The sequence below is a fragment of the Allobosea sp. WAO genome, from assembly GCF_001509835.1.
Lineage (GTDB): Bacteria > Pseudomonadota > Alphaproteobacteria > Rhizobiales > Beijerinckiaceae > Allobosea.
The window spans coordinates 1-21,584 of the sequence record NZ_JXTJ01000017.1; the positions used below are offsets into that span (position 1 = coordinate 1).

The window sequence follows — 21,584 nt, forward strand, 5'->3', positions numbered from 1 at the left end:
CCCCCCCTTGGCTGGCGCCTCCCGCCCTGCGACATTCGCCCTGCGGACAACTCCCCATGGCGGCTTGTTTCCGTGACGGCGCGGGGCAACATGCGGCGGCGTTTCCCTCCCAGGCTGAGTCTCCCATGCCCTTGCGTTTCGTCGTTCTGTCGCTCGCCGCGATGATGCTGGCGGGCGGCGGGGCCTTGGCCCAGCGTGCCGAGGTCCCGGCCGAGGTGACCGCCGTCCGGGAAGAGCTTCGACAGCAATGCGACGGCAAGGCCAGCTTCAAACCGCGCTTCCAGAGCGTGGCCGATCTGAATGGCGACGGCCTGCCCGACTATTTGCTGGACTATGGCGCGGTGGTCTGTGGCGAAGGCAACAAGGTCAACCGGTTCTGCGGCTCCGGCGGCTGCACGCTCGACATCTTCATGTCTGGCGCGGGCGGCTATCGCCAGGTCTACGGCGACAATGTCCGCGCCTGGTCGATCAAGCAGGCGAGAGGCAAACCCGTGCTCGAGCTCAGCCTGCATGGCGGCTATTGCGATCTTGCCGGCTACCAGCCCTGCCATAAGCGGCTGAGCTGGGATGGCGACGATTTCGTCGAGCTCGCGGCCCGCTGAGCGGCGGGCCGGCTTGGCGCATGGGCTTCAGCTCGCCGCGCCGAGGCCCCGACGGCCGGCGACGCCGAAATGGCAGATTGCCTCGCCGAGCTTCGGCGCCTTGTTTGGGAAGATCACGAAGCCGTCGCGTGGCGCGGTGACTGCCGTGCCGTTGGCCCTGCGGGCGATGATCGCGCCGGCCTCCACGGCATCGCCGGTCCGCCACGGCCCTTCGGCCGCGTCTCCTTGCGTTTCGCAAAGCAGGACGTCGACCATTTCGATCACGTCCTTAAGCGCGATGGACGGTCTTTCGGCGTCAACCAGTTGTAGTTGCGCCAGCGTGTTGCGGATCGCGGCATAGCCGATCTCGCCAGCCGTGGGATCGTCATGCGAGCCGCATTCGAGCGTCACCGCATAGCCGCCGCAGAAGCGCATGAACTCGGTGGTGCCATAGCCCTCGGTCACGGCGAGGCGGGGCACGTCGAGGCGGGCGCGGATCGCGAGCAGCCGGGCATAGTTGTCGAGCCAGCCATGGATGCCGATGGCGACGCCGAGGCAGCCGGCCAGCGCAGCCTCCTCCTCCGCTCGGGCGAAAGGTTCAAGCTCGCCGCGATTGTTCTGCGGCCCGAAGAAGACGAAGGGCTCGCCCTCGCCGCGGAAGGAGTGGATGTCGAGCAGCGCATCATGCTGGCGCAGCAGCGCGCAGAGAGGATTGCCGATCCGGTCCTCGTAATCGTTCGCCAGCGGCTTCTCGCGCAGGTCGCGGTTGAGGTTGCGGTCGCCTTCCCGCGTCTTCTGGCGCCATGCCTTGGGATTGGCGACCGGGACGAAGGTGACCTCGCCACGCAGGATCCTGAGCCGCCCGGCGCGGCAATCCTCGATGGCGCGCAGGATCGCGGTGGGGCCACAGGGCTCATTGCCGTGAACGGCTCCAAGCACGATCAGTTTCGGGCCGGGTTTCAGCCCGGTGAAGCGCACGCTTTCGAGCGGCCCGTCGTCGAGGTCGATGGCAGTCAAGGTCGGTCTCTCATTCTATGCGGTTAGCCTATCACGCAAGCTCCGCGGCGCGCAGGCACCGCACCTCGTGTTCCCTTGCGATCTCGCCAAGGGGGGGCGTCGGAGGCTTGCGGCAGATGTCGCGCACTTCCGGGCAGCGCGGATGGAAGCGGCAGCCGGAAGGCGGCTCGAGTGGGTTCGGCAGCTCGCCGGAGATCTTGACGCCCGGCCGCTCGCCGAACGGGTCGGGAATCGCGGCGATCAAAGCGCGGGTATAGGGGTGGCGCGGGGCGGTGAAGATCGAGTGCCAGCCGCCGGTCTCGACGATGCGGCCGAGATACATCACCGCCACCCGGTCGCTCATATGCTCGACCACGCCGAGATCATGGCTGATCATGATGTAGGAGAGCTCCATCGTCTCCTTCAGCTCGAGCAGCAGGTTGATGATCTGCGCCCGGATCGAGACGTCGAGCGCCGAGACAGGCTCGTCCAGCACGACGATCTTGGGCTTCAGGATCAGTGCCCGGGCGATGCCGATGCGCTGGCGCTGGCCGCCGGAGAACTCATGCGGATAGCGCGCCGCCTGCTCGGGCCGCAGGCCGACATGGCGCAGCATCTCCTCGATCCGGCCGTCGACCTCGGACTTGTCCGTGATCCCGTGCAGGCGCAGTGGGTCTTCCAGCGTCCGGCGCACGGTCTGGCGCGGATTGAGCGAGGAGTAGGGGTCCTGGAAGACCATCTGCACGATGCGGGCCCGCGCCTTGCGGTCGACGCCGGGCGCAGCGATGTCGACCCCGTCGAGCAGGACGCGGCCGCGCGTCGGCGCCTGCAGCCCGAGGATCGAGAGCGCGAGCGTCGACTTTCCGCAGCCGGATTCGCCGACCAGCCCGAGGCATTCGCCCTTCCTGAGGTGAAGGTCGACGCCGTCGACGGCATGGACGGTCCGCCGCTTGCCGCCGAGCAGCCCGCCGCCGAGCGGGAAATGCACGGCGAGGTCCTCGACCCTGAGGATCATCTGGTCGGTCTCAGGCATGGTGATGGCACCTCACCCGTCCGCCGCGCGGCAGCGCGGTCTCTTCGGGGTCTTCCGCAATGCAGATCTCGGTGCGCGCCTGGCAGCGCGGGTTGAAGCGGCAGCCCTCGGGGAAGGCGGTGACCGCCGGCACGACGCCGGTGATCTCCTTCAGCCGGCTGCGGCCATGGCTGGCGCGGGCGCCGAGCAGCGGCAGCGAGGCGACGAGCCCGCCGGTATAGGGGTGGCTCGGGGCCCGGAAGACCTCCTGCGCCGCCCGTTCCTCGACGAGGCGTCCGGCATACATCACGCCGACGCGGGCGCACATATTGGCGATCAGGCCGAGATCATGGCTGATCATCAACACGGCCGTGCCCTGGGCGGCCGAGAGGTCGCGGATCAATTCGAGGATCTCGGCCTGCACGGTGACGTCGAGCGCCGTCGTCGGCTCGTCGGCCAGCAGGAGGTCCGGCCGGCAGGCGAGGGCGATCGCGATCATCACGCGCTGGCGCATGCCGCCGGAAAGCTGGTGCGGATAGTCCTTCACCCGCCGGTCGGGGGCGGGCACGCGGACATTGGCGAGCGCTTCGACCGCCTTGCGCTCGGCCTCGTGCCAGGTCGCGCCCTTGTGCAGCACGAACATCTCGGCGATCTGGCGGCCGACCGGCGAGAGTGGGTTAAGCGCCGTCATCGGCTCCTGGAAGATCATTGAGATCGCATTGCCGCGCAGCTTGCGCATCTCGCTGTCCGGCAGGTTCTGGATCTCGCGGCCCTTGAACAGGATGCGCCCGCCGCCGAAGGCAAGCGGCGCGCGCAAGAGCCCGATGAGGGCGAGCGCAGTGATGCTCTTGCCGCAGCCGGATTCGCCGACCAGGCCGAAGGTCTCGCCGCGGCCGATGCTGAAGCTGACATCCTTGACCGCGCCGAAGCGGCGGCCGCCGACGACGAGGTCGAGCCTGAGGTTCTCGACCTTGAGGAGCGCTTCGCCGCTCATGCCGTTCGTGCCCGCGACTGGGGGTCGAGGATGTCGCGCAGGCCGTCGCCGAGCAGGTTGAGGCCGAGCACGGTCATGAAGATGGCGAGCCCCGGGAAGATCGAGATCCAGGGCGCGGTGGTGATCTGGTCGCGGGCGTCCGAGAGCATCGAGCCCCAGCTCGGGAAGGGCGGGCGGATGCCGAGGCCGAGGAAGGAGAGCGAGGCCTCGGCCAGCACGGCGCCGCCCATGCCGAGCGTGCCGATGACGATGATCGGCCCGAGGATATTGGGCAGGATCTGGGTCAGCATGATCCGGATGTCGCCATAGCCGAGTACCTTGGCTGCCTGGACATAGCCCTGGCCCTTGAGCGAGAGCGCCGAGGCCCGCGACAGCCGGCAGGTATAGGACCAGTTGGTCAGGCCGAGCGCGATCAGGAGGCTGGTCAGCCCCGGCGTCAGGATCGCCATGATCGCCAGTGCGAAGATCAGCGAGGGGATGGCGAGCATCAGATTGGTTAGGCCGCTGACGAAATCGTCCCACCAGCCGCCCCAATAGGCGGCGGAGAGGCCGAGGCAGACCCCGATCACCGTGTTGATCAGTTGCGAGACGATGCCGACGGTCAGCGAAATGCGCGCGCCGTAGAGTACGCGGCTGTAGATGTCGCGCCCCTGCGCGTCGGTTCCGAACCAGAATTCGCTGCCGGGCGCGACCTCGGCATTCATCAGGTTGGCGTCCATCACCGGGTCGGTATGGGCGAGAAAGGGAGCGAGCGCGCCGGCGACCACGACAGTGGCGAACAGCGCTCCCCCGATCACGAGATTGGCTCTGAACTTCATCGCAGGCCTCAGCTGTAGCGGATGCGGGGGTCGATGATCGCGGCGAGCACGTCGACCAGCATGTTGATCACCAGGAAGAACAGCACGATCACCAGGATGCAGCCCTGGACCACCGGGATGTCGCGCAGCGAGACGCTGTCGACGAGCAGAGAGCCGAGGCCCGGCCAGGCGAACAGCTTCTCGATCACCACCGCCTGGCCGATCACCGAACCGAATTGCAGGCCGACCGTGGTCAGGACGATGACGAGCGCGTTGCGGGCGAGATGCCATTGCACGACGCGGCGCTCGCTCATGCCCTTGGCCCGGGCGGTGCGCACGAAATCGGCGTTCATGATCTCGAGCACCGCGGCCCGCGTGGTGCGCGCCAGCAGCGCCAGCGGTGCGACGCCGAGTGCGATCGAGGGCAGGATCAGGTTGCGCAGTGCCCCGTCGCCATAGCCGAAGCTCGGCAGCCAGCCGAGCTGCAGCGCGAACAGGTACATCAGCATCAGGCCGAGCCAGAACTTCGGCAAGGAGAGGCCCGACACCGCCGTCACCATCGAGACGGTGTCGACGATGCCGCCCGGCCGCAGCGCGGCGAGAAAGCCAAGCGGTACGCCGATCAGGATGGCGAACATCATCGAGGCGAAGGCGAGCTGCATGGTCGGCCAGAGCCGCTCGCCGATCAGATGCCAGACCGGCTGGCGGGTTCGGAAGGAGGTGCCGAGATCGAGCGTCGCCAGCTTGCCGACGTAGGTTGCGAAGCGCGTCGCCAACGGCTGGTCGAGGCCGAACTGCCGGTTCATTCGCTCGACCGCTTCGGCGTCCATGACGGCGCGGCCATCGGAGATCTGGGTCGAGGCGAAGTTGCCGGGAATGACGCTGAACAGCAGGAAGATCAGGCCCGCGACGGCGAGCAGAATCGGGATCGCCTGCAGCAGGCGCCGGAAGACGAATTGCAGCATGCCGGGTTCCTGGGCCGGATCCGCTCAGATCATGGGGATCTCAGCGGTAGGGCGCTCTCTGGCGGGTGTCCGGCGGCATTGGTGCCGCCGGACGTGGCGCGCAGGTTCGGCCTATTTCGCCGCCGGCGAGGAGGCGTCGACCCAGAGCTCGTCATATTGCTGCAAGGCGAGCTCGGTCGCGTTGGGCTGCAGGCCCTTCAGCCAGGGCTGATAGGCCATCACCGCCTTGTTGTAGTTGAAGAACCAGACCGGCGCGTCGTCATAGACGATCGCATTGGCCTTCTTCAGCAGTTCGACCCGCTTGGCCGGATCGTCGGTATTGCTGGCCTCGTCGATCAGCTTGTCGACCGCCGGGTTCTTGTAGGTCGTGTAATTGCAGGCGCTCTGCGGCGTCGCCGAGTGGAAGCACTTCAGGATGGTCAGCGGGTCCGGCCCGGTAAGGTTCGACCAGATATAGGCCTGGAAGTCGCCCTTCTGGACCGTGCCGCCGAGCGCCGAGCCCTCGATCGGCTTGATCTTCACCTTGACGCCGACCTTGGCGAGCATCGGGATGACCGCCTCGACGATCGGCACGCCCCAGCTCTCGTTCGGCGTCGCAGTCCATTCGAATTCGAAGCCATCGGGATAGCCGGCCTCGGTCAGGAGCTTCTTCGCCTTGTCGGGATCGAAGGCGTAGGGCTTCATCTCCTTGTCATAGGCCGGCGAGGAGAGCGGCAGCCAGCCGGTGGCGCGGTAGGCCTTGTCGCGGACCAGGCGCTTGATGATCAGCTCGGAATCGATCGCGTGGTTGATCGCCTGCCGCACGCGCTTGTCGGAGAACGGCTTGAAGGCGGGGTTCATGCCCATATTACGCGTGAAGACCTCGGCAACCTCGAAGATCCCCTTCGACAGGTTGGGGTCCGCCCGGTAGGCGACATACTGCGTCGGCCCGAGGATCGAGACGTCGATCTCCTTGTTGCGGAAGGCGATGTCGCGCGAGGCGGCCTCGCCCATCGGCGAGATCACCACCTTGTCGGCATAGGGCTTGCCGGGCTTGAAATACTTCTCCCAGCGGTCGAGCACCATGCGCGAGCCCGGCACATGCTCGACGAACTTGAACGGGCCGAGGCCGATCGGCTTGTTGAAGAAGTCGGGCTCCTGCGCTTCCTTCGCCGGATAGATCGAGGTCTGGCCGTAATAGAGGAAGAAGCCCGGATCGGCCTTCTCGACCAGCGTCATCTCGATGGTCTGGTCGTCGATCTTCTTGAGGCCCGAGATCTCCTTGGCCTGGCCCTTCTCGACCTCGACCGCGCCCTTGATGCGGCGGATATAGCGGGCGCCGGGGAAGCTCTTCGAGCCGTCCATCAACCGCGTATAGCTCCAGATGATGTCGTCGGCCGTCATCTTGCGGCCATTGTGGAAGATCGCGTCGTCGCGCAGCTTGAACGTCCAGGTCAGCCCGTCGGCCGACTTGCTGACGGCGGTCGCAAGCTCCAGCTCCGGCTTGTTCTCGGCTGCGTTCCAGCGATAGAGCGAGCGGTGCAGCGCATAGGTGTAGATCTCGTCCTGGATCTGAGGCGAGACATGGCTGTCATTGCTGGTGAACGACGTCGCATAGGGCGCGGTGAAGCGGATCGTACCGCCCCGGCGCGGCTGTTCCTGCGCTTGCACCGTAAAGGCCGCGAGCGTCAGCGCGGTCGTCAGAAACCATTTGTTCAACACGTAGAATCCTCCCAAATTCGGTTGAAATCGCGTCGGGCTTGCCGGTTTTCCGGCTTGGCGCCCGCTTCTTGCACGAACTATTTGTATACGAACCATAGCTGGCTTTCGGCCGCTGTCTCCCCCTTCTCTTTGCGGAGTGCCGTCAGTCGGCGCTTGCCCGGTCGTAGACGATCTTGCCGCCACGAATGGTGAGGTCGCAGCGCGTATCTTTCAGGATCTCATCCGGCGAGGCGGCGAGGAGATCGCGCGAGAACACGGCGATATCGGCGAGGAAGCCCGGCGCGAGCTTGCCCTTCACGTTCTCCTGCTTCTGCGAGAAGGCGCCGTATTCGGTATAGGCCTGCAGCGCTTCCTCGATCGAAACGCGCTGGCCTGCATCCATCACCGTGCCGCGCCAGGTCTGCCGGGTCAGCATGGTGTGGAAGTTCGGGAACGGGTTGGGGTCGCAGACCGGCGCGTCGCTGCCGGTCGCCGGCTTCAGGTTGAGGTCGAACCAGGTCCGGAACGGATAGCTCGGCAGCGCCCGCTCCTCGCCGAGCACCTTGACATAGGCGTCGCCGAAATCGTGGATGAAGACCTGCTGCGGGCAGGGATAGATCCCGGCCTTGATCATCCGCTCATGCTGCTGCGGCGTCGAGAAACCGCAATGCTCGATGCGGTGGCGCCGATCGGGATCGGGATAGGCTTCGAGCGCCTTCTCATAGGCTGTGATCAATTGCTCGATCGCGGCATCGCCGATCGCATGGCAGGCAAGCTGATAGCCCTTGGCATGGGCGTCCATGACCTGGCGTTCGAGATCCTCGTTCGAGAGCATCTGCACGCCGGTGGTCTTGTCCCCGCCGAGATAGGGCTCGCTCATCCAGGCGGTGCGCCCGCCGGCTGAGCCGTCGAGGAAGATCTTCACGGCGCCGACCATCAGCATCTCGTCGCCGGTGCCGGAGATCAGCCCGGCGGCATGGCATTGCGGCACGATCGAGCGGCCCTCGTCGCCGAGCAAAGCGAGCCAGGTCCTGACCGGCAGGCGCCCGTCGCGCTTGGCGCGATGGTAGGCGGCGATCTCGCCGAAGCCGCCCTTCTGGCCGACGGCGGCGTCCATGCAGGAGGTGATGCCGAGCGAGAGCAGGTAGTTGCCGCCGCGCTCGATGCCGGAGACCAGATCCTCCTCGGATGGCGGCGGAATCACGGCGGCGACCGGGGCGCGAGCATTCTCAGCGAGCAGGCCGGTGAGCTTGCCGTTCTGCTGCTCGATCAGTCCGCCCGGCGGGGTCGGCGAAGCCTCGTCGATGCCGGCGAGCTTGAGCGCCAGCGAGTTGCAGATCGAGATATGGCCGCAGGTCCTGACCAGCATCACCGGATTGTCCGGCGAGGCCCGGTCGAGCTCCTCGCGATAGGGGTGCCGGCCGGTGTCGAGCTTGGTCTGGTCATAGCCGCGCGCCAGCACCCATTCGCCGGGCTTCAGCCGCGCGGCGCGGGCGGCGATCTCTGCGAGCAGGGCTGCCAGCGTTGGAGCATTGGCCGGGCGGGCATCGACCCAGTCCATGGTCATGCCGAGCGAGATCAAATGCAGATGAGAATCGTTCAGCCCCGGCGTCGCCAGCCGGCCGGCGAGGTCGATGATCTTGGTCTGCGCTCCGGTGAGGCCGGCGATCTCGGCTTCGCTGCCGGCGGCCAGGACCTTGTCACCCCAGATCGCCAATGCCTCGACGACGCCCTCTTTACGCCCGCACCAGATCGGCCCGCCGCGCAGCACAATATCGGCCTTGACGCTCATGCGTCGGCTCCCGCCGCCAGCCTGCTCCCGATCGCCTTCATGCGTTCCTCCATCTTGTCGTCGCCGGCGCTTCACGGCCGGTCGGCATGAAACCTTGCAGCCTGCTCAGATATCGTCCAGCGGGAAGATCGGCCGGCGCACCTTGCGATAAGGCCGATCCTTGAAGTTGCGGGTCGAGAGCGCGCCGCTGTCGACCTCCAGCACTTCGCGCGCGATGGGCTCGAAGGCGGCGCGGAAATGCTGCATCGACTTGACGATCAGGGTCGACTTCCGCGTCGGCTCGACGCCGAGCGAGGTGAACTGCGCCGTATCGGTCGCCTGGCCGTTATGGGTGATGACGATGATCTCGACATCGTCGACGCGCAGCAGGGCCGAGAGCCCGTAATTGCGCCAGACGCCGCCGCCCATCGGGCCGTAGCAGATGAAGTGCCCGTCGGTCAGCGCCACGACATGGGCGTCGAGGTCAAGCGGTCCACCGCCCGTCGTCGGATCGACCTTGCCGCCGAGCTTGAGCTTCACCCGGTTACCGACGCCGGCCGCCTGCGCCGCGAGCGCGGCTTCCGGGTCGCGGATCGCATGGAAGCCGACATTCTTCAGCCCTGCATCGAGCACGGCGCGCAGCAGGTTGGTCGCGTCGCCATAGGCGCCCGAGCCCGGATTGTCGGAATAGTCGGAGATCACCAGCGGCTTGCCGCCGGCCTCCGGCCCGAGCGTGCCTTCGCCCGCCTTGGCCCTGGCCATCGCTTCTTTCAGCGGCGTGAAATGGATCGAGGAGAAGCGCCGCTGCTCCCAGGCATAGTCCATCAGTTCCTCGGCGATGGCCTGCGCCTTGCCGCGATCGTCATGGGTGACGGCGATGGAGGGGCCGATATCGTGCACGTCGGCGGAGGAGAACCCGGCCTGGACGCTGACCACGAGTGCGTCCCCAGCCGCCTCCAGCGCATCGCCGCGGCGCAGCAGCTCCTTGAACGGCGGCGAGGTCGTGCGCCCGCCATCGAGCGCATAGAGGATCGGCCGGCGCGCCACCGCGACACGCGGCCGGATTTCCCCCTGCATCGCCCGTTCCAGCAGCTCGGCCGCCTGCCAGGTCCGCTCGTACTGGTCGATATGTGGATAGGTCCGGTAGGAGATCAGCGCGTTGGCGTTGTCGGCCATGAGTTGCGTCAGCGTCGCGTGCAGATCGAGCACTGCGACCACCGGCACATCCTCGCCGACCTTGGCGCGGATGCGCTTCAGCAATTCGCCTTCGCCATCGTCCGAGCTTTCGGTCGCCATCGCGCCGTGGAGATGCAGCAGCACGCCGTCCAGCCGCTCGCAGGCGGAGAGGATCATGCCGGCAAAGACGTCGAAGGCCGCGTCGGTGACGCGGCCTGAGGGGTTCGCTCCAGTGACGAGCGGATGGACGAGGCTCCAGCCGAACTTCTCGGCCGCTTCGAAGGCGGCGCCCATCGAGGTGCGCGTACCCTGGAAGGCGGCGGGAACCTCATTGTCGCGAAAGACGCCGTGATGGCGGAACACGGCTTCGTCGGTGAGCTGAACACTGAAGGTGTTCGTCTCGTGCATGAATTCCGCGATCAGAACGCGCTTGGCCATTCCGGTTTCGTCCCCCCTGGAACTATTTTTCTTTTTGTAGCGTGGGCCCGGGCCGTTGCCAGCCCGAACCCGTCATGTTTCCCCAGCGTTCCCCACGCTTGCGAGCTTGCGTCGAGTGTGCTTCGCGCGCCTCAGGCGGCGCAGGCCGCGTCTAGCTGGTGGCCGACATCCTCGGCGCGGGCATAGGCGCGGCCGAAGCGGTTGGCGAGGAAGGCGTCGAGGCCGATATCCTCCTGCTTGACGAAGCCCTTCTGCGGCAGCTTGCCCTGGGCCAGCAGGTCGAGCACGGCGCAGATGCCGGAGGCGGTGGTGATCTGGATGGCGGAGCGCATCTTGCCGCCGACAACGGCGCTGTAGACCTTGTTGGCATAGGTCTGCTGGGTCAGCCGGCCGTTCATCCTGCCGCTGACGGTCACGAAGATCACGACCACGTCCTGCAGCGTGCTCGGCAGGGCGTTCTCGAAAATGTCCTTCAGCACGTCGCGGCGGTCGGCGAGGCGCAGATCCTGCAGCAGCGCCTTCATGATCGCGCAATGGCCGGGGTAGCGGATGGTGCGGTAGTTCAGCGTGCGGACCTTGCCGGCCAGCGTGTCGCAGAGCGTGCCGAGCCCGCCGGAGGTGTTGAAGGCCTCGTAGGTGACGCCGTCGAGCGAGAACTCCTCGCGCTCTTCCATCGCCGGCACCAGGATGCGCTCGCCGTTGACGATCGCCTCGCAGGGCTCGCAATACTCGTTGATGACCCCGTCCGTGCTCCAGGTCAGGTTGTAGTTCAGCGCGTTGGACGGGTATTGCGGCAAGGCGCCGACACGAAGGCGCAGACTGTCGAGCTGCTCGAAATCGCGGGCGAGATCTGCGGCGACGATCGAGATGAAGCCGGGTGCCAGGCCGCATTGCGGGATCAGCGCCGCCTTGGCATCGACCGCGAGCTCCTTGACCCGGCGGGTCGAGGCGACGTCCTCGGTCAGGTCGAGATAGTGCACGCCGAGCTCGGCCGCAGCTTCGGCGATCCGCGTCGTCAGATCGTAGGGCGCGGCGCTGAGCACGGCGAACTGGCCGGCGAGCGCCTGCCGCAGCGCGGCGGGATCGGTGATGTCGAGCTTGCGGGTCGCGAGCGCTGCCCCGGCCGGGATCGCCGCGAGCTGTTCCTCGGAACGGTCCGCCACGGTGACCCGGTAATCTCCGGTGGCGACCAGCAGGTCGGCAATGGTCGCGCCGATCTTGCCGGCGCCGACGACGACGACGTTCTTCATGAGACTTCTCCTAACGAATTTCGCTGCCAAGCTTGGCCGGCGCCTTCGTCAGATAGAAGTAGGCTTCGCGACGATTCATATAGGATTTTTCGGCGATACGCCGTAAGCTTGGAACATTATGCCGATTGACCAGACCGACCGACAGCTTCTGATCCTGCTGACCGAGAACGCCCGCGCGCCGGTGGCCGAGCTCGGCCGCAAGCTCGGCCTCTCCCGCACGACAGTGCAGAGCCGGATCGAGCGGCTGGAGCGCCGCGGCGTGATCGGCGGCTACACGGCGCGGCTGTCGGAGGATTACGAGAAGGGCCAGGTCAAGGCCCATATCCTGATCACGGCGGTGACCAAGCTCGCCGCCAAGGTCGAGGCCGAGCTGCGCCGGATTCCGGAAGTGCGCACGCTGCATTCAGTCAGCGGGCATTTCGACATGATCGCCGTGGTGGTCGCGCCGTCGATCGGCGAGCTCGACGCGCTGATCGACCGGATCGGTGCGCTCGACGGTGTCGAGCGCACCATGTCCTCGATCATTCTCTCAACCAGGATCGAGCGGTAGGCCGGCCCGGCCGACCTGGTTACCTTAGCGTTCGATCATCTTGTTCCAGCGGCTGTTCCACTCGGGCCGCTTCGCGTTGATCGCGTCCCAGTCGAGCGTCACCGCGGTCTTCATATTGGCGTGGAAGGTCTCGAGCTTTTTCTCGGCTTCCGGAGTCGAGGCCTTGGCCTTGGTGTTGGACGGCACGATGTTGCCGGCGGCCAGGGCCTTCGACTGCGCCTCGGCCGAGAGCAGGTAGGCGGCGAGCTTCTGGGCGAGCTCCGGCTCGGAGTTGTTGGCGATGACGCACTGCGCGACCATCAGCACGACCGAACCTTCCTTGGGCTGGGCATATTCGACGCCGATGCCCTTCTCCTTCAGCGTCGAGATCGCGGTCGGTGTCAGCGGGAAGATCGCGGCCTCGCCGGTCTGCGCCATTTCGGCGATTTTGGCCGAGCTCGGGATGAATTCGAGCACGTTCTTGCCAATCGTATCACGGAACTTGCTGAAGCCCGGTTCGACATTAGCCTCGGTGCCGCCCTGGATGCGGTTGAACATCAGGAAGGCGTGCAGGCCGAAGGACGAGGCCGAGGCCGACTGGAACACGACCTTGCCCTTGTACTTGGGATCGGCGAGATCCATCCACGAGGTCGGGGCGGCCCAGCCCTTCTCGTCGAACAGCTTCTTGTTGTAGCCGAGCCCGGTCATGCCGAGGTCGATGCCGACGGCCATATCGTCCTTCATGCGGGTTCCGGGCGCGAGTTCTGCCATTTCCGGCCCGCTCTTCAGCTTCTCGCAGAGGCCGCCGCCGATGGCGCGGACCATGACGCCGTCATCGAGGAAGATGACGTGCATCTGCGGCTTGTCCTTCGCCGCGGTCGCCTTGGCGAGGATGTCCGAGGAGGTGCCGGGCACGACCACGACCTTGACGTTGTTCGCCTTCTCGAACTCCGGGAAGACGCCTTGCGTGAAGGTCTTCTCGAAATTGCCGCCGTTCATGCCGACATAGAGCGTCTTGGTCTGGGCGCTCGCGGCGCCGGCCGCGGCAAGCGCGAAGGCGCCGACGCCGGCCGCCAGGATGCTGCGATAGCTGGTCATGATCTGATCTCCCCTGCTTGGTTTGGCTCTTGGTTTTGCCCCGCACCCGAGCCAGCGTCGGTGCGGGCGGAAGTCGCTGCGAAGCGGCCGATCGAGAAGGCCGCGATCGGGGTCTGGGTCTGCCCATCACGCACGAGCTCGGCGAGCACCTCGCCGACCCCCGGCGCGATCTGGAAGCCGGCGCCGGTGAAGCCGAAGGCGTGGATCAGACCCGGCGTCGTCAGGCTCGGGCTGATCACCGGGTTCCGGTCCGGCATCGCGCCTTCGGTGCCGCTCCAGAACCGGATCGCCTGGAGATGGCGCAGCCCCGGAAACAGAGCGGCGGCATTGTTCATGATCGCCAGCGCGCCTTCGCCCCGTGGCCGCGAGAAGTCCGCATTCGCCAGCGGCAGGGCGCGCTCGCCGCCGACCACGAGATTGCCGCGCTCGACCTGCCGGGCGTAGATGCCGCCGCCCTCCATGCCGATGTTCACGGACATCACCTTTTCCGTCGGCTCGGTGACCACCATGGACGGGTAGATGCGCGTGAGCGGCACGGGCTCGCCGAAGCTCTCGGCGAAAGGCCCGGCCCAGGCGCCGGCGCAGTTGAGGACGAAGCGCGAAGCGAGCGAAAGACCGCCGCCCGCTTCGAGCGCGAAACCCTCGCCGCTTCGGGTGACGCCATGGACCGGGGTGTTCTCCAGCACATGCACGCCGGCGCGCCGGGCGGCGGCGGCAAAGCCGGTCGAGACGAGGCGTGGATTGGCATGGCCGTCGCCGCCGCAGAACGAGCCGCCGACGACGCCTTCGTCGATCCATCCGAAGCGCTCGCGCAGGCCGTTATGGCCGATGAGCTCGAGGTCGAGGCCCTGTTCGGCGGTCTCGCGAGCATAGGCTTCGAGCGTAGCCATATCGACCTCGCTACGGGCGAGCTTGAGATGGCCGGAGCGCAGGAACTCGCCGTCGATCCCGATCAGTGCCTGGAGCCGCGGCCAAACCGCATGGGCGCGCTGCGACAGCGGCAATTGCTCGATCGGGCGGCCCTGCCGCCGCACCCCGCCATAGTTGACGCCCGAAGCCTGCGCCCCGCAATAGCCCTGGTCGAGCAGGGCGACGGTAAAGCCCATCCCACGTAGCGCCAGCGCCGCTGAGGAGCCGACCAGCCCACCGCCGATGATCGCGACATCGATCGAGAGCTGCCGGCTCATTCCGCCGCCTCCCGATGCGCATCGAGTGCCAGCGTCAACGGGATCGGCTTGACCGGCGCCTGGCTGCGCAGGCGCCCGACCGCCGCAAGGTCGCGCCCGGTCTCATGCGCCAGCAATTCGGCGGCGGCGGCGCCGCAGATCCGGCCCTGGCAGCGGCCCATGCCGACGCGGCTGACCGCCTTCAGCCGGTTGAGCTCGTGCACGCCGAAGCCGGCAACGGCGCGGCGGACCTCGCCGGCGCGGACCTCCTCGCAGCGGCATAGCATGGTCTCGTCGGCGACCGCCGTCGCCCAATGCGGGGGGAAGGGGAAGGCGGATTCGAGCACCTCGCGGAAGTGACCGATGCGTGCCAGTTCGGCTTCCAGAACCTGCGCCCGGGCCGCGTCATGCGGCAGGCCACGATCCTCCAGCAAGGCCAGTGCCGCCAGCTCGCCCGCCCGCTCGGCCGCGTCGGCGCCGGCAATGCCGGCGCCGTCTCCGGCGAGATAGACGCCGGGCATGCTGGTGCGCCCTGCCGCGTCGCGCTCAGGCAGGAAGGCGCGGTCGCGTGCATTGAAGGCGAAGCGGCAGCCGGCGAGATCGGCGAGCTGGGTTTCCGAGCGCAGCGCGAGGCCGTAGCCGATACCGTCGCAGGGGAGGCGGCGTTCGCTGCCCGCAGCGCCCCAGGCGATGCCTTCGACCCGTTCCTCGCCGAGGATCCGGACATCGCCGACGCCGTAATGCAGCGCGACGCCGGCCAGCCTGAGCTCGGCCGTCATCCGCATGCCGCGCAGCACGATCTCGGGGAACAGCGGCAAGCCGCGCAGCAGGTTGAACTTGGCGGAGAAGGGGGCGGTGTCGAGCACGGCCGCGACCGCGACGCCGGCCTTCATGTGCTGCCACGCGACGAGATAGAGCAGTGGCCCCGAGCCGAGGAAGACGATCCTGTTGCCGATGGCGCAGCCCTGGCTCTTCAGCGCGATCTGGGCGCCGCCGAGCGTGAAGACGCCCGGGAGCGTCCAGCCGGGGATCGGCAGGATGCGGTCGGTCGCACCGGTGGCGAGGACGAGCCCGTCATAGGCGACCTGCCGGCTCGTGCCTTCGGCCATGATGTCGGCGCGACCGTCGCGCAGGTTCCAGAGCAGGGATTGCGGCCAGTAGTCGAGCCGTCCCGCCAGCGCCGCGAAATCGCGATGCAGAGCCTCCGCCTTCACCGCCTCCGAGCCGTAGAGATCACGACTGCTGCGGCCATCCGGCACCAGCCGCTGGCGATAGATCTGGCCGCCGCAGGCAGGCGCCTCGTCGACGACGAGCGGGCGCAAGCCGGCTGCGACCAGCGCCTGCGCGGCGCGGATGCCGGCAGGGCCGGCGCCGACGATCAAAGGCTGCGGGCGCTCGCTCATGCTGCCCTCCGCTGGCCGGTGACTATGCGCATGCCGGCGACGAGCGCCGTCGAGCAGGCGCGCAGGCGCTCGCCGTTCTCGAGTGCGACCCAGCAATCCTGGCAGGCTCCCATCTGGCAGAAGCCGGCGCGCGGCTCGCCGGAGAAGTCGCTGGCGCGCAAGCGCTCGCGCTGCGCCAGGATCGCGGTCAGCAGCGTGTCGCCTTCGCGGCCTTCGCAGGGCGCACCGTCGAGGACGAAGCCGATCGGCCGGTGGTCCTTGCGGGCGATGCGGTGCAGCAGCGGCATGTCGCGGCTCACTTCTGCCCGACGAGGATCTTGTCGAGCCCGAAGGCCCGGTCAAGCACCAGCATGGCGCCGGCGGTGAGCGCGATCATCAGCGCCGAGACGGCGGCCATCATCGGGTCGATCGATTCCGTCGCGTACATGTACATCCGGACCGGCAGTGTCACGGTCTGCGGCGAGGTCACGAAGATCGACATGGTCAGCTCGTCGAAGCTGTTGATGAAGGCGAGCAGCCAGCCGCCGGTAATGCCGGGCAGGATCATCGGCGCCGTGACACGCCGGAACACCGTCAAGTGCGAGGCGCCGAGCGTCATCGCCGCCTGCTCGGCCGAGCGGTCGAGCCCGGTGAAGGAGGCCATCACCAGCCGCAGCACATAAGGCGTGACGATGATGACATGGGTCGCGACCAGCCAGGTGAAGCTGCCGGTCGCGCCGATCAGCGCGAAGAGCCGCAGGAAGGCGACGCCGAGCACGAGATGCGGGATGATCAGCGGCGAGAGGAAGAGCGCGTTCAGCGCATCGCGGCCGGGGAACTGATAGCGGTCGATGGCGAGCGCTGCCGGCACCGAGATCACGACCGAGAGCGTCGCGGCGAGCGTCGCCAGCCAGAGGCTGTTGGCGAAGGAGGCGACGAAATCGGGATGCGCGAAGATCTCGCGGAACCAGCGCAGCGAGAAGCTGGTGGTCGGGATCGAGAGCGTGTTCTCCGGCGTAAAGGCGACGAGGCAGATGACGACGAGCGGCGCCAGCACGAAGGCGACGACGAGGCCGTGGAAGAGGAGCGCGACGGGGCCGTTCCTGTGCATGGCGCTCACCCCAGGGTCCGGCGGGCGCGGCCTTCGACCACGCGGTTATAGGCCAGCATGATCAGAAGGTTGGCGACGAGCACGATGATCGCGATGGTCGCGCCGAGCGGCCAGTTCAGCTCGTGCATGTACTCATCGTAGACCAGCGTCGCGGCCATCTTCAGCCGCCGGCCGCCGAGCAGGCCGGGAATGGCGAAGGCCGAGGCCGAAAGCCCGAAGACGATCAGGCTGCCCGAGAGCATGCCGAGCGAGACCTGAGGTAGCACCACGCGACGCAACGCCGTGAAATGCGAGGCGCCAAGGCTCCAGGCCGCCGCCTCGACAGCTGGGTCGAGTTTCTGCAGCGCCGTCCAGACGGGAATGACCATGAAGGGCAGCATCACATGGACGAGGGCGATGACGATCGCCGTCTCCGTGTAGAGCAGCCGAGCCGGCCCGAAGCCGAGCGCCTGGAGCGCCTGGTTCACCAGCCCCGTCGAGCCGAGCAGCATGCTCCAGCCGAAGGCCCGGACCACGACCGAGACCAGCAGCGGCCCGATGATCACCAGGAGGAAGACCGAGCGCCAGGGATCGCGCATCCGCGACAGGATGTAGGCCTCCGGTGCACCGATCACCGCGCAGATCAGGGTCGTCAGCGCCGCGAGCCGGAGCGTGCGCCAGAAGATGCCGAGATAGTAATCGTCCGACAGCACCGCCGCGTAATGCGCGAGGGTGAACTCATTCTTGATACCGCTGCTGTGGTCGAAGGCATGGAAGCTGAGGATCACCGTCAGCACCAGCGGCAGGATGACCAGCGCCAGGAAGAACAGGGCGCCGGGGCCGACCAGTAGCCATGGCGTGCTCGTGGCGCGCGCGCTGCTCATGCCGCCGCTCCCCGGGCCGCCAGCGCCTCGACGCGCAGGCTGGCGGGCGCCCAGTCGAGCGAGACCGCCGCGCCCTGCCGCGCCGGCTCGTCGCCATCGTTCGGCACCGAGACCGACAGCGGACCGGCTGGCGTCTCCACCGTGAACAGCCAGTAGCTGCCGAGAAAGAAGCGATGCAGGATCGTTCCGTCGAGCCGGCCCTGGCCCTGCGGGCGCAGAGCGAGCTTTTCGGGCCGGATCGACAGCGCGATCGCCTGTCCCTCCGCGAAGCCGCCGGCCTCCGTCGGCAGTGTCACGCCTACGATCTCCGCCGCGCCCTTGCGCCAGACGCCCTCGAGCCGGTTCATCTTGCCGACGAAGGAGGAGATGAACGGCGTCGCCGGGCGCTCATAGAGCCGGTAGGGCGCATCGATCTGCGTCATCCGGCCCTGCTCCATCACCACGACACGGTCGCTGATCGAGAGCGCCTCGGCCTGGTCATGGGTGACCATGATCGTTGTGGTACCGACGCTCTGCTGGATGCGCCGCAATTCGAACTGCATCTCTTCGCGCAGTTTGGCGTCGAGATTGGACAGAGGCTCGTCGAGCAGCAGCACCGGTGGCTGGATGACGAGGGCGCGGGCGATCGCGACGCGCTGGCGCTGGCCCCCGGAGAGTTGGCGCGGATAGCGCTCGGCGAAGCGGGCGAGATGGACGAGGCCGAGCATGGTCTTGACCCGCTCGTCGCGCTCGGCCTTGCCGACCTTGCGCATCTCCAGGCCGAAGGAGACGTTCTGCGCCACCGTCATGTGCGGAAACAGCGCATAGCTCTGGAAGACGATGCCGAGCCCGCGATGATTGGGCTTCTGCCGGGTGATGTCGCGGCCGTCGAGGCTGATCTTGCCGGCGCTGGGCTCGACGAGGCCGGCGATCATCTGCAGCGTCGTGGTCTTGCCGCAGCCGGAAGGGCCGAGCAGCGAGACGAATTCCCCCTTGTCGACGGCGAGGTCGACATCCTGCACCGCAGCGAGATCCCCGTAGATCTTGCTCAGCTTCTCCAGCGTCAGGAAGCCCATCACCACTCCCGCATGGTGCGCCCCGTTATCAATCGGGGCTTGTGAACGCGATGGCGAAGAAAGGCGGCAGGCTGCCATTCTCGTCAATCTAGAATTTCATTGAAGAGAATTTTTGTTTTCATAATTCCGATATGTGAAATTAATTGGCATAACGGTGCTTGCAAATTATCGTGCCGCGATGAGCGATTCGTCCGAGACCTTCTCAAGCCTGCGCCGCGCGCTCGGCCTTTTGCGCCTGCTCGCCGGCGGGGACCCGGCTGGCATCCGTCTGAAGGACCTCGCCGACATGGCCGGCAGCAGCCAGCCGACCGTCCATCGTGCCCTGCGCGACCTGATCGCCGAGGGCTTCGTCGAGCAGGTCGCGGGCGGCAAGCGCTACCGCATGGCGCTGGACTTCTTCGTGCTGGCGGCGCGGGCCGGGCAGGCCGGCGGCCTGCGCGAGCTCGCCCGGCCGGTGCTGCTGCGCCTCTCCGCGACGCTGAGCGACACGATCTTCCTCCTGGTCCGCAACGGCTACGACGCCGTCTGCCTCGACCGGATCGAAGGGCCTTTCCCGATCCGCTCCTTCACCGGCGATATCGGCGGCAAGGTTCCGCTCGGTCTGGGGCAGGGGAGCCTCGCCATCCTCGCCCATCTGCCGGAGGCCGAGCGCGAGGCGGTGATCCGCTTCAACGTCCCGCGGCTGCTCGACCGGGGCTTCCTCGACGAGGCCGGCCTGCGCATGGCGTTGGAAAAGGCGCGCGAGCAGGGCTGGGTCAATCTCAACACCGGCCTGATCCGCGGCATGGCCGGCGTCGGCGTGCCGGTCTTCGATGCCGAGGGGCGGGCGGTCGCCGCGCTCAGCGTCGGCACCCTGGCCGAGCGCCTCGGCGAGGAGCGCCTGCCGGGCGTTCTCGCCATCCTGAAGGCCGAGGCGGCGTCGCTCGGCGCAGGGCTGAACCCGTTCGACATCGCCTTGCGCTACCCTTCGCGCAGCCTGAGCGTCGTCGCCGATCAGATCGGCGCGGAGATCGCGGCGCCGCCGCCGGGGCGGAGCCAGCCATGATCCTGGTCTGTGGCGAGGCGCTGGTCGATCTCTTCGTCGGTGCCGCCGAAGGCGGTGAGGTCCCGGCCCGCGCCGTCGCGGGCGGCTCGCCCTTCAATGTCGCGATCGGCCTTGCCCGGCTCGGTGTGGGAGCCGGCTTCCTCGGCGGGCTGTCGCGCGACCATTTCGGGCAGATGCTGGCCGAGCGCCTCGCGACGGAAGGGGTCGATACGGGCTTTCTCGTTCGCAGCGAGCGGCCGTCGACCATTTCGGTCGTAGCCACCGGCGCCGATGGCCAGCCGCGCTACGCCTTCCATGGCGAGGGCGCGGCGGACCGCTCGCTCACGCTGGCCGATATGCCGCAATCCCTGCCTGCGGAGATCGCGGCTCTGACCTTCGGTTCCTATTCGACGGTCGCCGAGCCGGCAGCCTCGGCGCTGGCGGCCCTCGCCGAGCGCGAGGCCGGAAGGCGGGTGATCAGCGTCGACCCCAATCTGCGTCCCGGCGTCGAGCCCGACATGGCGCGCTGGCGCGCCATGGGCGAGCGCTTCTGCCGCTGCGCGACCATCGTCAAGGCCAGCGACGAGGATGTCCGCCTCGCCTGGGAGGGCCGCTTTTCTCTCGCCGAGGCGGCGCAATACTGGCTCGATTGCGGTGCGGAACTGGTCGTGATCACCCGCGGCGCAGAAGGAGCGCTCGGCTACTCCCGTGCCGGCAGTGTCGCCGTCGCGGCCCGCCCCGCTGCGGTTCGCGACACGGTCGGCGCCGGCGACAGTTTCCACGCCGCGCTGCTGGCGCAGCTTTCGCGGACAGGAAGGCTGCGGCGCGACGCCATCACGGCGCTCGGACTGCCGGAGATCGAGGGGTTGCTGCGCTACGCCGTAGCGGCGGCGGCAATCACCGTCTCCCGCCGCGGTGCCGACCTTCCCCGCGCGTCCGAAATCGACGCGGTGCTTGCGGCCGGGCGGGGCTGAGCAGTTCTCAGGCCGCGGCCGTCGCGAAATCCGCGGCCTCGTTGAAGGCGTCGAGCGTCCGCTCGGGCTTGAGCGCCTCGCAGGTTTCGGCATTGCCGAAGCCGTAGCGGGCCCAGAAGGCGGGAACGCCGATGTTGCGGGCAAAGCGGATGTCGGTCTCGGTGTCGCCGAGCATGAAGGTCTGCTCGGGGCCGATATCGGCGAAGCGTGGCGCGATCAGGTTGTGATAGCTGTCGGGCCGGGGTTTGCGGACGAAGCCCGGCGCATCACCGATCACCATCTCGAAATGCCCTTCTATGCCGAAATGCTCCAGAGCGGGTGCCAGTGATGCCTCGCCCTTGTTGGAGAGCACGACGCTGCGGCACCCGGCCGCCGAGAGACTTTCCAGCCCCTCGCGCACGCCCGGGTAGAGCTCGGTGAGGGCGAGGCCCTCGCCGCCATTGTAGATCTCGCGATAACGCCCGGCCCAGGCGGCGCGGTCAGGATCCTCCGGCGCCAGCCCGAGCAGCCCGCCGAAGAGGTCGCTCGCGACCGCGCCGCTGCCGATCGCGACATCGACCACGGCCGCGTCGGGCGCCGGCCGGTCGAAGGACGCGAAAGTCAGGTCGATGACATGGCGGACGGCGCCATGCGTGCTGCAGATCGTGCCGTCGAAGTCGATGATAGCGAGCTTGAACACGGTGCGGTTGGCCCTTTCCTGGCAGGTCGGTCCCCGGCGGCGT

At 67.6% G+C, this 21,584-nt stretch carries 21 protein-coding genes; 4 read left to right on the plus strand and 17 right to left on the minus strand.

The window, feature by feature from the left end:
- Positions 1-125 precede the first annotated feature (125 nt).
- Positions 126-602, plus strand: a complete 477-nt coding sequence (locus DK26_RS24885) for a hypothetical protein (RefSeq protein ID WP_066478587.1) — start codon at positions 126-128, stop codon at positions 600-602.
- 27 nt (positions 603-629) lie between these two features.
- On the opposite strand, the gene DK26_RS24890 is transcribed toward DK26_RS24885, so the two are convergent.
- The 9 genes from DK26_RS24890 to DK26_RS24930 form a co-directional block, all read right to left on the minus strand.
- Positions 630-1,598: a succinylglutamate desuccinylase/aspartoacylase family protein gene (locus DK26_RS24890; RefSeq protein ID WP_198162418.1), complete on the minus strand. Its 969-nt coding sequence runs from the start codon at positions 1,596-1,598 to the stop codon at positions 630-632.
- A gap of 31 nt (positions 1,599-1,629) precedes the next feature.
- The gene (locus DK26_RS24895) at positions 1,630-2,610 is read right to left on the minus strand and encodes an oligopeptide/dipeptide ABC transporter ATP-binding protein (protein ID WP_066478588.1); all 981 of its coding nucleotides are present in this window, start codon (positions 2,608-2,610) and stop codon (positions 1,630-1,632) included.
- A complete protein-coding gene (locus tag DK26_RS24900; RefSeq protein WP_066478591.1) occupies positions 2,603-3,583 on the minus strand; it encodes an ABC transporter ATP-binding protein in 981 nt (326 codons plus the stop codon). Before DK26_RS24900 ends, DK26_RS24895 begins: the two co-directional genes overlap by 8 nt.
- Positions 3,580-4,401: an ABC transporter permease gene (locus DK26_RS24905; protein ID WP_066478594.1), complete on the minus strand. Its 822-nt coding sequence runs from the start codon at positions 4,399-4,401 to the stop codon at positions 3,580-3,582. Before DK26_RS24905 ends, DK26_RS24900 begins: the two co-directional genes overlap by 4 nt.
- A gap of 8 nt (positions 4,402-4,409) precedes the next feature.
- Positions 4,410-5,345: an ABC transporter permease gene (locus DK26_RS24910; protein ID WP_066478597.1), complete on the minus strand. Its 936-nt coding sequence runs from the start codon at positions 5,343-5,345 to the stop codon at positions 4,410-4,412.
- A 111-nt stretch (positions 5,346-5,456) separates the two neighbouring features.
- Positions 5,457-7,043 (minus strand): ABC transporter substrate-binding protein, encoded by a 1,587-nt coding sequence (locus DK26_RS24915; protein WP_066478599.1) that lies wholly within the window; start codon positions 7,041-7,043, stop codon positions 5,457-5,459.
- A gap of 145 nt (positions 7,044-7,188) precedes the next feature.
- Positions 7,189-8,817 (minus strand): amidohydrolase, encoded by a 1,629-nt coding sequence (locus DK26_RS24920; RefSeq protein WP_066478601.1) that lies wholly within the window; start codon positions 8,815-8,817, stop codon positions 7,189-7,191.
- 105 nt (positions 8,818-8,922) lie between these two features.
- On the minus strand, positions 8,923-10,410 hold the full coding sequence (locus tag DK26_RS24925; protein WP_066478603.1) for a M81 family metallopeptidase: 1,488 nt from the start codon (positions 10,408-10,410) through the stop codon (positions 8,923-8,925).
- Positions 10,411-10,541: 131 nt separating this feature from the next.
- On the minus strand, positions 10,542-11,690 hold the full coding sequence (locus tag DK26_RS24930) for a saccharopine dehydrogenase family protein (RefSeq protein ID WP_282568056.1): 1,149 nt from the start codon (positions 11,688-11,690) through the stop codon (positions 10,542-10,544).
- Positions 11,691-11,778: 88 nt separating this feature from the next.
- Between DK26_RS24930 and DK26_RS24935 the strand changes: the two genes are divergently transcribed.
- Positions 11,779-12,210 (plus strand): Lrp/AsnC family transcriptional regulator, encoded by a 432-nt coding sequence (locus tag DK26_RS24935; RefSeq protein WP_066478608.1) that lies wholly within the window; start codon positions 11,779-11,781, stop codon positions 12,208-12,210.
- A gap of 24 nt (positions 12,211-12,234) precedes the next feature.
- Here DK26_RS24935 and DK26_RS24940 read toward each other — a convergent pair whose 3' ends face one another.
- Genes DK26_RS24940 through DK26_RS24970 form a run of 7 tightly spaced genes read right to left on the minus strand, consistent with a single transcriptional unit; the run spans position 12,235 to position 18,864 of the window.
- A complete protein-coding gene (locus DK26_RS24940; protein ID WP_066478610.1) occupies positions 12,235-13,287 on the minus strand; it encodes an ABC transporter substrate-binding protein in 1,053 nt (350 codons plus the stop codon).
- A complete protein-coding gene (locus DK26_RS24945; RefSeq protein WP_066478613.1) occupies positions 13,284-14,474 on the minus strand; it encodes an FAD-dependent oxidoreductase in 1,191 nt (396 codons plus the stop codon). The genes DK26_RS24940 and DK26_RS24945 overlap by 4 nt, the downstream gene beginning before the upstream one ends.
- Positions 14,471-15,856 carry an NAD(P)/FAD-dependent oxidoreductase gene (locus DK26_RS24950; protein ID WP_066478615.1) on the minus strand — a complete coding sequence of 462 codons (1,386 nt, stop codon included), beginning with the start codon at positions 15,854-15,856 and terminating at the stop codon, positions 14,471-14,473. Before DK26_RS24950 ends, DK26_RS24945 begins: the two co-directional genes overlap by 4 nt.
- A complete protein-coding gene (locus tag DK26_RS24955) occupies positions 15,853-16,143 on the minus strand; it encodes a (2Fe-2S)-binding protein (protein ID WP_066478617.1) in 291 nt (96 codons plus the stop codon). The genes DK26_RS24950 and DK26_RS24955 overlap by 4 nt, the downstream gene beginning before the upstream one ends.
- Positions 16,144-16,151: 8 nt before the next feature.
- Entirely contained in the window at positions 16,152-16,946 is a 795-nt protein-coding gene (locus tag DK26_RS24960; RefSeq protein ID WP_066478619.1) for an ABC transporter permease, read from the minus strand.
- A 5-nt stretch (positions 16,947-16,951) separates the two neighbouring features.
- Complete coding sequence (locus tag DK26_RS24965; protein WP_066478621.1) at positions 16,952-17,809, minus strand: ABC transporter permease; 858 nt, start codon at positions 17,807-17,809, stop codon at positions 16,952-16,954.
- Positions 17,806-18,864 carry an ABC transporter ATP-binding protein gene (locus tag DK26_RS24970; protein WP_066478625.1) on the minus strand — a complete coding sequence of 353 codons (1,059 nt, stop codon included), beginning with the start codon at positions 18,862-18,864 and terminating at the stop codon, positions 17,806-17,808. Before DK26_RS24970 ends, DK26_RS24965 begins: the two co-directional genes overlap by 4 nt.
- Before the next feature lie 178 nt (positions 18,865-19,042).
- Between DK26_RS24970 and DK26_RS24975 the strand changes: the two genes are divergently transcribed.
- Positions 19,043-19,909: an IclR family transcriptional regulator gene (locus tag DK26_RS24975; RefSeq protein WP_066478629.1), complete on the plus strand. Its 867-nt coding sequence runs from the start codon at positions 19,043-19,045 to the stop codon at positions 19,907-19,909.
- Complete coding sequence (locus DK26_RS24980; RefSeq protein ID WP_066478631.1) at positions 19,906-20,862, plus strand: carbohydrate kinase; 957 nt, start codon at positions 19,906-19,908, stop codon at positions 20,860-20,862. The genes DK26_RS24975 and DK26_RS24980 overlap by 4 nt, the downstream gene beginning before the upstream one ends.
- A gap of 7 nt (positions 20,863-20,869) precedes the next feature.
- Here the strand turns inward: DK26_RS24980 and DK26_RS24985 are convergent, their stop codons facing one another.
- Positions 20,870-21,541 carry an HAD family hydrolase gene (locus DK26_RS24985; protein ID WP_066478638.1) on the minus strand — a complete coding sequence of 224 codons (672 nt, stop codon included), beginning with the start codon at positions 21,539-21,541 and terminating at the stop codon, positions 20,870-20,872.
- Positions 21,542-21,584: the final 43 nt, after the last annotated feature.